15 protein-coding genes are annotated in these 13,357 nt (G+C 46.6%); 1 reads left to right on the top strand and 14 read right to left on the bottom strand.

Annotation, left to right across the window (positions count from 1 at the left end; translation table 11 throughout):
* Positions 1-7 precede the first annotated feature (7 nt).
* On the top strand, positions 8-2,041 hold the full coding sequence (locus AC8GFU_RS00430) for a M3 family metallopeptidase (RefSeq protein WP_506626546.1): 2,034 nt from the start codon (positions 8-10) through the stop codon (positions 2,039-2,041).
* On the opposite strand, the gene AC8GFU_RS00425 is transcribed toward AC8GFU_RS00430, so the two are convergent.
* The 14 genes from AC8GFU_RS00425 to purD all read right to left on the bottom strand — a co-directional run bounded on the left by AC8GFU_RS00425 (position 2,000) and on the right by purD (position 13,357).
* On the bottom strand, positions 2,000-2,311 hold the full coding sequence (locus AC8GFU_RS00425; RefSeq protein WP_506626545.1) for a DUF167 domain-containing protein: 312 nt from the start codon (positions 2,309-2,311) through the stop codon (positions 2,000-2,002). The genes AC8GFU_RS00430 and AC8GFU_RS00425 overlap by 42 nt on opposite strands.
* Positions 2,312-2,503, bottom strand: a complete 192-nt coding sequence (locus AC8GFU_RS00420; protein ID WP_506626544.1) for a DUF5302 family protein — start codon at positions 2,501-2,503, stop codon at positions 2,312-2,314.
* A gap of 24 nt (positions 2,504-2,527) precedes the next feature.
* The gene (locus tag AC8GFU_RS00415) at positions 2,528-2,725 is read right to left on the bottom strand and encodes a BldC family transcriptional regulator (protein ID WP_506626543.1); all 198 of its coding nucleotides are present in this window, start codon (positions 2,723-2,725) and stop codon (positions 2,528-2,530) included.
* 80 nt (positions 2,726-2,805) lie between these two features.
* Entirely contained in the window at positions 2,806-3,621 is an 816-nt protein-coding gene (locus AC8GFU_RS00410) for a DUF8083 family protein (protein WP_506626542.1), read from the bottom strand.
* Positions 3,618-3,794 carry a DUF3073 domain-containing protein gene (locus AC8GFU_RS00405; protein ID WP_506626541.1) on the bottom strand — a complete coding sequence of 59 codons (177 nt, stop codon included), beginning with the start codon at positions 3,792-3,794 and terminating at the stop codon, positions 3,618-3,620. The genes AC8GFU_RS00410 and AC8GFU_RS00405 overlap by 4 nt, the downstream gene beginning before the upstream one ends.
* A 42-nt stretch (positions 3,795-3,836) precedes the next feature.
* Positions 3,837-4,895, bottom strand: a complete 1,059-nt coding sequence (gene purM, locus AC8GFU_RS00400; protein WP_506626540.1) for a phosphoribosylformylglycinamidine cyclo-ligase — start codon at positions 4,893-4,895, stop codon at positions 3,837-3,839.
* On the bottom strand, positions 4,895-6,364 hold the full coding sequence (gene purF / locus AC8GFU_RS00395) for an amidophosphoribosyltransferase (RefSeq protein WP_506626539.1): 1,470 nt from the start codon (positions 6,362-6,364) through the stop codon (positions 4,895-4,897). The genes purM and purF overlap by 1 nt, the downstream gene beginning before the upstream one ends.
* The gene (locus tag AC8GFU_RS00390; RefSeq protein ID WP_506626538.1) at positions 6,361-6,657 is read right to left on the bottom strand and encodes a sterol carrier family protein; all 297 of its coding nucleotides are present in this window, start codon (positions 6,655-6,657) and stop codon (positions 6,361-6,363) included. Before AC8GFU_RS00390 ends, purF begins: the two co-directional genes overlap by 4 nt.
* A 2-nt stretch (positions 6,658-6,659) precedes the next feature.
* Positions 6,660-8,885, bottom strand: coding sequence for a phosphoribosylformylglycinamidine synthase subunit PurL (gene purL / locus AC8GFU_RS00385; protein ID WP_506626537.1), 2,226 nt, complete (start codon positions 8,883-8,885; stop codon positions 6,660-6,662).
* Positions 8,885-9,553 carry a phosphoribosylformylglycinamidine synthase subunit PurQ gene (gene purQ / locus AC8GFU_RS00380; protein ID WP_506626536.1) on the bottom strand — a complete coding sequence of 223 codons (669 nt, stop codon included), beginning with the start codon at positions 9,551-9,553 and terminating at the stop codon, positions 8,885-8,887. The genes purL and purQ overlap by 1 nt, the downstream gene beginning before the upstream one ends.
* Positions 9,553-9,798: a phosphoribosylformylglycinamidine synthase subunit PurS gene (gene purS / locus AC8GFU_RS00375; protein WP_506626535.1), complete on the bottom strand. Its 246-nt coding sequence runs from the start codon at positions 9,796-9,798 to the stop codon at positions 9,553-9,555. The genes purQ and purS overlap by 1 nt, the downstream gene beginning before the upstream one ends.
* 14 nt (positions 9,799-9,812) lie before the next feature.
* The gene (locus AC8GFU_RS00370; RefSeq protein ID WP_506626534.1) at positions 9,813-10,694 is read right to left on the bottom strand and encodes a phosphoribosylaminoimidazolesuccinocarboxamide synthase; all 882 of its coding nucleotides are present in this window, start codon (positions 10,692-10,694) and stop codon (positions 9,813-9,815) included.
* Positions 10,691-12,112, bottom strand: a complete 1,422-nt coding sequence (gene purB / locus AC8GFU_RS00365) for an adenylosuccinate lyase (RefSeq protein WP_506626533.1) — start codon at positions 12,110-12,112, stop codon at positions 10,691-10,693. Before purB ends, AC8GFU_RS00370 begins: the two co-directional genes overlap by 4 nt.
* On the bottom strand, positions 12,113-13,357 hold the full coding sequence (gene purD / locus AC8GFU_RS00360; RefSeq protein WP_506626532.1) for a phosphoribosylamine--glycine ligase: 1,245 nt from the start codon (positions 13,355-13,357) through the stop codon (positions 12,113-12,115).

Here is a 13,357-nt window from a genome sequence, read left to right as displayed (position 1 = left end):
TCGCGTTATGACAAACGCGAACCCATTTGCCCTACGAAGCACCCTTGAATATGAGCTGCCTCCATTTGCTCAGATTAAAGAGGAGCATTACCTGCCTGCCTTCTACGAAGGATGCACACAGCAACTAGCTGAGGTACAGGCGATTCTGGATACTCCAGGTGCTGCAACATTCGAGAACACAATCGTTGCTCTTGAAAAAAGCGGTCAGATGTTGATGCGTACTCTTTTAGTTTTCTTTAACAAGTCATCAAGCGATACAAGTGATGCTTTAGATGCGATCGAAGAAGAGATGGCGCCAAAGCTTGCTGCCCATCAAGATGCAATTAATTTGAACCCTGCGCTGTTTAAGCGAATCAAGGATCTTTACGATGCACGAGAATCTTTGGGTTTAAACAACGAAGATGCTTGGTTGCTTGAGCGTTACTACAAGGATTTAGTTCATGCTGGTGCTCACTTAACTGAAGCACAACGTGATCGTCTCAAGGAACTCAATGAAGAGCTTTCAAAGCTTGAAACACAGTTCTCAAAGAATGTTTTGGCTGATACAAATGATTTAGCGGTTCTTGTTGAAAGCATTGAAGAACTAGATGGCCTTAGCGACAATGAGATTGCTGCAGCCGCTGCTGCTGCCAAAGATCGCGGATACGATGGCAAGTGGCTTATCGGAATGGTGAACTTCACCGGTAACCCAGTTCTGGATTCACTTACTAACCGCGAACTTCGCAAAAAGATCATGCAGGCATCCTTGTTAAAGGCTAATCGCCCAAATGACAATGACAACAAGCCTGTACTTCTACAAATGGTTAAGTTGCGTGCAGAGCGTGCAAAGTTGTTTGGCAAGGAAACTCATGCAGAGCATGTGATTGCTGTACAGACAGCTGAACATCCAGACAATGTCCACGCAATGCTTCGCAAGATCGCACCTGCTGCAGTCCGCAATGCAAAGGCTGAGGCTGATGATCTGAAGAAATCTGCTGGAACAGATATTGAAAGCTGGGACTGGGGTTTCTATACCGAAAAGGTTCGCTTAGAAAAGTACAACATCGATACCTCAAAGATGCGTCCTTACTTCGAACTAGAGCGCGTACTTCATGATGGAGTTTTCTTCGCAGCTAATAAGTTATTTGGAATTACATTTAAAGAGCGTCCAGATTTGGTGACTTACCATCCTGAAGCTCGGGCATTTGAAGTTAACAATGAAGATGGAACCAAGGTTGGTTTATTCATCGGAGATTTCTACACACGTGACTCAAAGCGTGGTGGCGCATGGATGAATAACTTGGTTGATCAGAACTTCTTGTTTAACCAACTTCCAGTAGTTGTAAACAACCTCAATATTCCAAAGCCTCCTGCAGGTAAGCCAACACTGCTTACTTACGATGAAATCGTTACCTTGTTCCACGAATTTGGACATGCGATTCACGGATTGCTATCGCAGGTGAAGTACCCACGTGTATCTGGAACAAGTGTCCAGCGTGACTTTGTTGAGTTCCCATCACAGGTAAATGAGATGTGGATCTTGTGGCCAGAGGTTGTAGAAAATTATGCACGTCACCATGAAACTGGCGAGAAGTTGCCACAAGAATGGATCGATAACTTAAATGCTGCTCGTACCTTCAATGAAGGACATGCAACAACTAGTTATTTGGCAGCTGCAATTCTGGATCTTGCATGGCACTCGCTTAATACTGAAGAGGCCGCAAAGGTCACTGATGTAGAAGGCTTTGAAGCCCAAGCAATTAAGGATTATGGCCTTGATTTTGCACCAGTTCCAACTCGCTACCGTTCAACGTACTTCAGCCATATCTTCGCTGGTGGTTACTCATCAGGGTATTACGGCTACATCTGGTCTGAAGTATTAGATGCAGACACCGTTGATTGGTTTAAGGAAAACGGCGGATTGAAGCGTGAAAACGGAGAACATTTCAAGAACACACTTCTTGGACGCGGTGGATCTATTGATTCAATGCAGATGTTCCGTAACTTCCGTGGTCGTGATTCAAAGATCGAGCCGCTGTTGAAGCGTCGCGGTCTGCTGTAACTCTTCATATTTTTTCTGAAGTGTTGCAATATCACCACTAACTAACAAACGTTTGTCGCGACCTAGTTCGCCGAAAACGATTGTGAAATCGCGAGCGCGACAATCAAATGCTTTTGCGAGCTCTTTTACAACCGCTTCATTTGCTTTGCCATCAACGGCAGGTGCTTGCACTGCAACAATTAAACGTGGAGGATCACCGGCGGTTCCGCCAACTTTATTTCGTGAAGAGTTTGGGCGAACCCGAATTTCTATGAGCAGTTGCTCTGGCATTTAGCCAGCAGAACCAGAACCTGACGGTCCAGCCTTGCGCTGAACTTGTGGTGCTCCACCGCTGCGTTGTCCGCCGCGAATCTTTGATCCAGATTCAGAATGGTTTTGAGTTCCTGGTGCACCTGGCTTGTTCTTCTTAGCTTCAAGGGCAGCAAGCATTCTTGCTTTCATGTCATCATTCTTATCGGCCATGAGTTAATCCTACTGCACTTGGTGTTAAGCGCTTGATTCCTTGTATTCGCGCAATCGTTCTAGTACTTCTGATTCACGATAACGACGATGTCCACCTAATGTGCGAATAGCAGTTAACTTTCCTGCCTTTGCCCAGCGTGTAACGGTCTTTGGATTCACATGGAAACGTTGTGCGACCTCTTTGGGGGTCAAGAGAACTTCGGCATCCGGGATGCGGTTCATGGTGACTCCTTCATTGTGGCCTGTCCGTTTTGGACCGTATTGGGGTGAAGTATTGCGATTTATCGAGCGTGAAGCAATACCTAGGAAGCCTGCTCAAAGGCTTGAACCAAGCGCCAGCGGGACATTAAACGCTGATATCCAATACCCGCCTGCATTCCATCTGCTGCAGCAAGTCCGGCAACTGATGAGGTGACATCTTCAATGGATGTGTCCGCTTCAATTCCAACTTCACCACTATCACGCAAAGCTTTATCCATGTAATTAGCTAAACCGCCGTAATCAAGTTCTACTAATGATTCTGGATGGAACATTTCAAGCCACGCTAATAAGTTTTCTAACTCTTGTTCTACAGGGCCATCACCAAATGCACCTAAAACCGCTTCGTGTGCACTTTCACAACGTTGCTTTGCATAAGCAATTGAAGTGCGTGCCATTGAGAAAAGCCCATCTTCATTTTCTCCGCGCATGCGTTCTTCTGGAGAAAACAAAATGAACCAGCGTGGAGGAATAATCCATGTTTCATTTAAGATGTGTGGGACTTTATCTTCAAGCAAATCAACACCGGCAGTGATTACATCCTCCATTGCTGGAGTTACAAAGTATGGAACGACTGTACTTGGTAGTGAATCTTTAAAATTATCTAACGCCGCCCAACAACGTGTTGCTGTTGCCCACGGTGAAACGTAACGAACACCATCGCGATCAAGAATGTGAACACCGTCAGGGCGTCCTGCAGGTGGTTCAGGTTGTACAACTCGATGCAGCGCTAACTCTTCTTCGCGTTTGAAGCTTGTTAGATCACTTTCAATTGTTTGCCACCGTAAACGGTCGGCAGGTTCAAATGCAGAAAGTGGTTCGTAAACACGAAGTGAAGCGAGATACGGTGTAGCTCTCACGCACGTGGAATGTAGTTGCCCTCAGCAAAAGGATCATCGTCATCCTTGCGTGAAGTTGTGTCGACCTCGCCGTGAAGTTCTTTGGCAAGACGATCGAGATCCATATCTTGCGCGTTATATTTCAAATCACGTGCAACTTTAGTTTGCTTTGCTTTTGCGCGGCCGCGACCCATGGGCGACCTCCTTCACTAATTGCTGTGCGTCAGGGAGGTAGGTTATCGCGCCTTGTAGGTACCTTCCAAAGTTGAGCGTGGATCGGAGCCTTTACGCTCAGTTACCACCCCTGCAACCCAGGCCTTCATCCCTCGAGCGGCCAATGAACGCAGCGTCAGGTCGGCAACGGAAGGGTCAACAAAGGCGCTCATTCCGATGCCACAGTTCCAAGTGCGCTCCATATCGGCCTGAGGAACCCCACCCATCTTCGCCATGAACTCCATCTCAACCGGCAACGACCATGTTGAACGGTCATACGTTGCTGTTAAGTGATCAGGAATTACACGTGCAGTGTTTTCTGCAATTCCACCACCGGTAATGTGTGAAAAAGCATGTAGGTGTTCTGGCATTGATTTAATCAACGTTAAACAATCAAGTGTGTAGATCTCAGTTGGTGTCAAAAACACCTCACCAGATGTTTTGCCGTATTCACTTACATTTGCTTCAAGACTTAACTTTGCGGTCTTAATGATGTGTCGAACAAGTGAGTAACCATTTGCATGGAAACCACTAGATGGCATTCCGATAATGACATCTCCTGCTTTAACTCGGTGTGCACCTAGCTGGCGATCTGCATCAACGACACCTGTTGCAGCACCTGCAACATCAAACTCATCATCATCGAGCAATCCTGGGTGTTCAGCTGTTTCTCCACCGATCAATGCTGTGTTTGCCTTTGCACAACCGCGAGCGATTCCGGCGACGATATCTGCAATGCGTTCAGGAACAACTTTGCCGACCGCGATGTAATCAGTCATAAACAATGGTTCGGCACCGCACACAACTAAATCATCAACAACCATTGCTACAAGATCTTCGCCGATGGTGTCGTACTTACCAAGTGCACGTGCGATTTCTGTCTTAGTTCCTACTCCATCGGTAGATGTTGCAAGCAGCGGCTGCTTCATATCCTTTAACTTGCTGGCATCAAACAAACCAGCAAAGCCACCAATGCTGCCGATAACTTCAGGGCGTGAGGCTTTAGCAATTGAAGCCTTCATTAACTCAACTGCGCGGTCTCCTGCATCAATATCGACGCCAGCATCTTTATAAGTAGACATTAGTTACCGTGTACTTCCGTGATCTCTAGGCGCATCTTTCCCTCAGAAAGATCCTGAGGGATGCGGATTGGATACTCACCTGTAAAACATGCAGAACATAGGCGGTCAGAAGCCACCTCTGTCGCTGAAATTAGACCATCGAGCGAGACATACCCAAGCGAATCAGCTCCAATAGAGCGACGAATCTCTTCAGTATCTAAACCATTGGCGATTAATTCAGCTTTGGTTGCAAAATCAATTCCGTAGTAGCAAGGCCACTTAACAGGAGGTGAAGAGATACGTACATGAATTTCACGAGCACCAGCTTCGCGAAGCATCCGGACTATTGCGCGCTGGGTATTTCCGCGAACAATTGAATCATCGACGACAACAATTCGCTTTCCTTCAATAATTTCGCGCAGTGGGTTTAGCTTTAGGCGAATACCTAATTGACGAATAGTTTGTGATGGTTGGATAAAGGTGCGACCAACATACGAGTTCTTTACCAATCCCATTCCAAATGGGATTCCAGACTCTTTCGCATAACCAATTGCTGCAGGCGTTCCTGATTCAGGAACTGGAATAACAAGATCTGCTTCTACCGGTGCTTCCTTTGCAAGCTGCGCACCAATTGCTACACGAGTCTTATGAATTCCGCTGCCCGCGATAGTTGTGTCTGGTCGTGCAAGGTAAACATATTCAAAGAGACATCCCTTTGGCTGTGCTTCAGCCCAACGTTGCGAGCGAACACCATTTGAATCAATTGCAATAAATTCACCTGGTTCAATTTCGCGCACAAAGGCTGCACCGACAATATCTAAGCCAGCACTTTCGGAAGCTACAACCCAGCCGGTTTCAAGTTTTCCAAGTACCAATGGGCGAACACCATGACGATCACGTGCGGCATACAAGGTGTGCTCATCCATAAATACAAGTGAAAATGCGCCTTCTAGTTGTGGAAGTACTGCAATCGCACTTGCTTCAACATTCTTTTGATCTTGTAGTGCAATAAGTGCTGTCATGATCTCGGTATCAGTTGTTGCACCACGTGTATTGGCTGGAGTTCCTTCAAGTTTTTGTACTAACTCTGCTAAATCCCCTGTGTTTGTTAGGTTGCCGTTATGGGCTAAAGCCAGTGTTCCGTACTTAGTTGGGCGCAAGGTTGGCTGAGCATTTACCCAGGTGCTTGAACCTGTTGTGCTGTAACGGCAGTGACCGATTGCAAGATTTCCCTTAAGGGTTGCAAGGTCGCCTTCAGTAAATACCTGAGAAACCAGACCCATATCTTTGTAGATAAGAATTCTTTCGCCATCACTTGTGGCAATTCCTGCTGATTCAGTGCCACGGTGTTGCAGTGCATATAAGCCGTAGAAGGTTAACTTCGCAACCTCTTCACCAGGAGCCCAGACTCCAAAAACTCCGCACGCATCTTGAGGACCTTTGTCCTCACCTAAGACATTGTGATTGAGCAAACCATCAGGGCGTCTCATGCATCTGATCCTAACGGTAGGTATTCGGTTAAGTCAGCGCGAACGCCAGATGCTGAAATTGCGCCGCTGTTCATCGCATCGCTCCAACTTAATTTGCCAGCAGCAAGTGCTAACCAGGTGTCTGCATCCATTTCGATGGTGTTAGGTGGAGTTCCGCGAGTATGTGTTGGACCCTCACCACATTGCACAGCCGCATATGGTGGAACGCGAACTTCTATTGCACGCCCAGGAGCCTTGGTAGTTAAGAGCGCAAGTGTGCTCTTAACCTGTTCAAGAATCTGAGGATCGCGCATCGTTATCCAAACAACTTAGGGAATGTAGATGTGTGAGCTGTTGATAGTTCAGTTAGCGAAATAACCGCATCATTGATTGTTAAAGCATCTCCCCCAGTTGTTCCAAGCTTTGTGATGGCGATTGAATTCTTAACCGCTAACGCTTCAAGCTTTGAAGTATCTGCCGGATCAATAGCAACAATTACTCGACCAGGTGTCTCGCTAAGAAGTGCAACACCTGCATTAGTTAATGACACAGTTGCACCAACCTTGTGGCGCAGCACCATCTCAGTTAAACCAGCAGATAAACCACCTTGACTTAAATCATGAGCTGCCGCAAAGAATGAGTTACCTTCAAGAAGTAGCTCAATTAAGCGCATTTCACGCTGTAAATCAGCATCTGGAGACTGTCCTACACGTTGGTTATGCAAGAAAGCCCATTCGCTTCCTGCAAGATCTGCTTGAGTTTCACCAAGTAAGTAAAGATCTAATCCTGCTTTAGTAAAGCTCATTGGTGTGCGGGTACGTACATCTTGGATAACTCCTAGTACACCAATAACTGGCGTAGGAAGAATCGCAACTGTTCCGGTTTGGTTGTAGAAAGAAACATTTCCACCAGTAACAGGCAATCCCATTTCTAAACAACCATCTGCGAGTCCACGAACTGATTCAGCAAACTGCCACATAACACCTGGATCTTCTGGAGAACCAAAGTTCAGACAGTTAGTAACCGCTAATGGTCGAGCACCAGCTGTAGCAATATTGCGTGCCGCTTCCGCTAACGCCAACTTTGCACCTTGATAAGGGTTTAGGTAGGACCAGTTGGCATTCGCATCAGTTGAGATTGCAACGCCCAAATTTGTTGTTTCATCAATTCGAATCATTCCGGAATCATCAGGCTGAGATTGAATTGTGTTTCCTTGTACATATTTGTCGTACTGAGATGTAACCCAAGACTTATCAGCAAGGTTTGGTGCAGCCGCTAACTTCAGGACAGCTGCCTTAATCTCTGCTGCAGTAACAGGAATCGGTACATTAACTCTTTGTGAGTTCACCTGGTTGATGTAATCCGGCTGTGCCAACGGACGGTTATAAACCGGGCCATCGTGAGCAACTGTGCGAGGTGGAACATCAACGATTAACTCGCCATTCCAGGTAATTTCAAGATGATTTCCATCTGTAACCTCACCAATAACTGTGACAGTTACATCCCATTTCTTGCAGATTTCTAAGAAGCGATCGATCTTGCTTGGCTCAACAATCGCGCACATACGCTCTTGAGACTCAGACATCAAGATTTCTTCAGGTGACAGTGATGGATCACGCAATGGAACCTTGTCTAACTGAACCTTCATGCCGCCAGAGCCGCCTGATGCAAGCTCGCTTGTTGCGCAGGATAAGCCTGCTCCACCAAGGTCTTGGATGCCTACAACTAGATCTTCAGCGAAGATTTCTAGGGAACATTCAATCAAAACCTTTTCAACAAATGGATCGCCAACTTGAACACTTGGGCGCTTTGTAGATCCACCAGCACCAAATGTTTCCGATGCAAGTACAGATACTCCACCGATTCCATCGCCACCGGTTTTCGCACCGTACAACACAACTAGATTGCCGGCACCTGCGGCTTTAGCCAACTTAATGTCGCTGTGCTTCATTACGCCAACGCACAAAGCATTTACAAGTGGATTACCTGCATATGTTTCATCAAATGTAACTTCACCTCCGATATTTGGAAGCCCAAGACAATTTCCGTAACCACCAACACCTGCAACGATTCCCGGAAGCACTCGACGTGTATCAGGTGCATCTGCCGGACCAAAACGAAGTGGATCCATAACTGCAATTGGGCGAGCACCCATTGTCAGAATGTCACGAACAATTCCACCAACACCAGTTGCAGCACCTTGATAAGGCTCAACAAATGAAGGGTGGTTGTGTGATTCAATTTTGAAAGTTACCGCATATCCCTGACCGACATCAACAACACCTGCGTTTTCGCCAATACCAACTAGAAGTGCATCTGACTTTGGCGCCTTTTCACCAAACTGCTTTAAGTGGACTTTTGAGGATTTGTATGAACAGTGCTCTGACCACATCACTGAATACATTGCGAGCTCTGATGAAGTTGGGCGACGACCAAGAATTTCTTTGATGCGTGCATATTCATCGGGCTTTAGCCCAAGTTCGGCAAATGGTTGTGAGTTATCTGGAGTTGTTTGTGCAACTGCAACTGTATCTAGCGCCATTACTTCACCATCGCATTCAAGATTGAGGTAAAGAAGCCAAGACCCTGTGCAGATGGTCCTGTTAACTCATCAATTGCATGCTCTGGGTGAGGCATCAGCCCAACAACATTTCCCTTTGCATTTGTAATTCCGGCTACTAAATTGCGTGATCCGTTCGGGTTTTCGCCTACATAACGGGCGATTATGCGGCCTTCGCCTTCGAGCATGGCAAGGGTTTGATCATCGCACTGGAAAGAGCCTTCGCCATTTTTTAGTGGAATAACAATCTTTTCGCCTTGCGAAAATGAGTTTGTCCACGCAGTCTTGTTATTTACAACTTCAATCTCTTGATCGCGGCATAAGAAATGTAAATCTGAGTTACGAGTTAATGCACCTGGCAAAAGATGTGATTCGCACAGAACCTGGAAGCCATTGCAAATTCCAAGAACTGGCATTCCTTTGTTAGCAGCTTCAATTACTAGTTGCATAACCGGTGCAAAGCGTGAAATAGCACCGCAGCGCAGGTAATCACCGTAAGAGAATCCACCCGGCAATACAACTGCGTCAACGCTCTTTAGATCCGCTTCGCCATGCCACAAAGAAACAGCTTCAGCACCACCGGCAACTACTGCGCGAGCTGCATCTCGATCATCCAGAGTTCCTGGAAAGGTAATTACTCCTACGCGCATTACTTTTCAACTCTCACAACGAAGTTTTCAATTACAGGGTTAGAGAGCAAAACTTCAGCGGCTTTTTCTACCTCAGCAAGTTGCGCCGGTGTTGGCTCTCCATCGATCTCAATTTCAAATCGCTTTCCTTGGCGAACTGATTTAGCAAAGTTGAATCCAAGTCGTGGCAGCGCAGATGCGACAGCATTTCCTTGAGGATCAAGAATCTCGGGCTTCAACATCACATCAACCACGATCTTTGCCATTTGTTTTCTCCCTTTTAGAACTTGCTGCCGGTGATTCGGAAAAATGCTTCTTCGTAACGAAGTGCTGTCTTCTCTACGATTTCAGCTGGTAGTTCAGGGGGTGGGCTATTTCTATCCCATCCGCTTGCTACTAGGTAGTCACGTAGAAACTGCTTGTCATACGAGGGCTGTGCACCGCCTGGCTTCCAGGTTGAAGCCTCCCAAAACCGTGAAGAATCAGGAGTTAGCGCCTCATCGCCGAGGATTATCTGGCCCTTGTCGTTGCGTCCGAATTCGAACTTAGTATCTGCCACGATGATTCCACGGCTGGCTGCAAACTCTGATGCGGTTTCGTATAACTTGATTGTTAAATCGCGTAGTTGTGCTGCATCTTCAGCACCAACAATCGCTGCAGCTCCAGCAAAATCTACGTTGATGTCGTGATCGCCAATTTCAGCTTTTGTAGCTGGCGTAAAGATGGTTGCTGGTAATTGAGAGCCATCTAGCAATCCAGCAGGTAATGCATTTCCGCATACCGCCTTGTTGTTTTGATACTCGCTCCAGCCGCTGCCCGTTAAATATCCACGCGCGACACATTCAACTTCAAACATTGTTAATGGCTGGACAATCACTGCGCGATCTTCAACAACAGCAGGAACTTCTGTAGAAACAATGTGGTTGCCGATAATGTCTTCGAGTAATTCAAACCAAAATAAAGAGAGTTGAGTTAGTACGGCGCCTTTGCCTGGAATTGTTGTTGGCATAACCCAGTCGTAGGCAGAGATTCGATCAGAGGCTACAAGCAGAATCTCTTTTTTATCATTTGTATAAAGTTCGCGAACTTTTCCGGTACGCAGATGAGTCCACCCAGGAATTGAAGGCGCTGGCGGTGGACCAGCTAGGCCGAAGCCGCTCACCGAATAGAGCCGGGCTTGTACTGCGCTGCGGCAGGGTGCGCGGATGTAATCGCATCGATGCGATGTACAACTCGTGCCACTTGTTGGCGAGCTTCGCCAGTAAATTCAATTGGGTCGCTAATTAAAATATCTAGCGCTGCGCGATCAAGCGGCAATCGACTATCTGCTGCTAAATCATCAAGAAGTGTGTTCTTCTTTCCTTCGCGCATTCCTAGAGCAGCTTTAACCGCATGCTCCTTAATAACTTCATGGGCAACTTCGCGGCCAACGCCTGCTTTAACCGCTGCCATGAGAATCTTTGTTGTTGCCAAGAACGGTAAATAACGCTCTAATTCAGCACTAATTACCGCCGGAAAGGCTCCGAACTCATCAAGCACGGTAAGCATTGTTTCGAGCAAGCCATCGATTGCGTAGAAAGCATCGGGCAGTGCAACGCGACGTACAACGCTGCATGAAACATCGCCTTCATTCCATTGATCACCAGATAGTTCACTGACCATTGATGCATAGCCACGAAGCACAACTGAAAGACCGTTCACACGTTCACAAGAACGGGTATTCATCTTGTGAGGCATTGCGCTGCTGCCAACTTGTCCTGCTTTAAAACCTTCGGTAACTAATTCGGCACCGGCCATTAAACGAATTGATGTTGCAAGAGAGGATGGTGATGATGCGATTTGAACCAAAGTGGTTACAACATCATAATCAAATGAGCGCGGATAGATCTGCCCAGTTGAATCAAGTACATTGTTGAAACCAAGTTCCTTCGCGATCGCACCTTCTAATTTGAAGTGTGCATCTGATGAACCAAGTAAATCAATTGAATCCTGAGCAGTTCCAACTGGTCCTTTTATACCGCGCATTGGATAACGAGCTTGAAGTGCAGTTAAACGCTCGTATGCAAACAACAACTCTTCTGCAGCAGATGCAAAGCGCTTTCCTAAAGTTGTAATCTGCGCCGGAACGTTGTGTGAACGTCCTGCAATTGGTTGGTCTGCGTACTGCGCTGCGCGCTCACCAAGACGAGCTAGAAGTGTTACAACCTTGTCATGAACGATTTCAAGACCGTTACGGATCTGAAGTGCTTCAATGTTTTCCGTTAAGTCGCGGCTAGTCATTCCGGCGTGGATTGCTTCATGTCCAGCTAATGCGTTGAACTCTTCGATGCGTGCCTTCACATCGTGACGGGTTTGCTTTTCACGAGCATCGATTGATGCTAAATCCACACGTGTAATTACCTTTTCGTAATCTGTAATTACATCATTGGAAATCGCGTGGCCTAATGTTGATTGAGCACGCATAACCGCGATCCAGAGCTTGCGTTCAGCGATGATTTTTGCCTCTGGCGCGAAGATTTCACGCATCGCAGCTGATGCATATCGGCTAGCAAGCAGGCTCATTGGTGAATTATCCGTCATTTAATTGCCCTTCTCTGCCACCGACGCATTTAGCGCGATGTCGGAACGATAAAAGGATCCAGCCAGTGAGATTTGGCTGATCGCTCGGTATGCGCGGTTACGGGCTTCGGTCAGATCCTCACCGATGCCAGTAACTGTGAGAACTCGTCCACCAGATGCAACAACACCTTTATCGGTGGTGGCGGTACCTGCGTGATAAATCGAAACATCTTCTATCGTTGAAAATCCAGTGATGATTCCGCTGGACTTTGGCGCCGCTGGATACCCTTCTGCAGCTAACACGATTGTTACCGCAGAATCAGCTTTCCATTCCAAAGTTGTTCCTTTGAGATTTCCAGTTGCAGCGTTGTACAACAAAGTTGCAAGAGGAGTCTTTAAACGTGGAATTAATACTTGAGTTTCAGGATCTCCAAAGCGAGCATTAAATTCAATGACTCGAGTTCCGTGATCTGTTAGTGCAAGACCTGCATACAACAATCCAACAAATGGAGTTCCGCGCGCTGCCATCTCGGCAATCATTGGCGCTAAAACTTGTTTGTAAGTATCTTCGACAATATCTGATGGTGCCCATGGCAATGGTGAGTACGCACCCATGCCACCAGTGTTTGGACCCTCATCATTGTCATAAGCACGTTTGAAATCTTGTGCAGGTTGCATTGGCAAAATTGTTGTTCCATCACTAATTCCAAACAATGAAACTTCTGGGCCATCTAAATACTCTTCAATAACAACTCGCTTACATGCAAGTGCATGATCTAAAGCTTCTTGACGATCATTTGTTACTACAACGCCTTTGCCTGCAGCTAAGCCATCATCCTTAACAACATATGGTGCATCAAATGCATCCAATGCAATTTCAATCTCTTCCTTAGTTGTGCAGGTAAAACTGTGTGCAGTTGGAACACCCGCATCTCGCATTACTTCCTTGGCGAAGTTCTTTGAACCTTCTAATTGAGCAGCTGCCTTCGATGGTCCAAAAACAGCGATATTGGCTGCTCGTAGGGCATCTGCAACACCATTAACCAGTGGAACCTCTGGGCCAACAACAACTAGATCTACCTGCAACTGCTGAGCTAAAGCAACGATTGCATCATTATCTGTAACTGCAACCTGATGACACCGTGCAAATTGTGCGATACCTGGATTACCCGGAGCAGCATGAAGCTCTGTACATGCTGGATCTGCTTGTAGTCCTACTCCTAGCGCGTGTTCGCGTCCGCCGCTTCCGACTAGGAGGATTTTCAT

This window comes from Planktophila warneckei (SeqCode) (assembly GCF_965234675.1).
GTDB classification, from domain to species: Bacteria; Actinomycetota; Actinomycetes; order Nanopelagicales; family Nanopelagicaceae; genus Planktophila; species Planktophila warneckei.
This window is presented reverse-complemented; position numbering and strand designations above follow the sequence as displayed.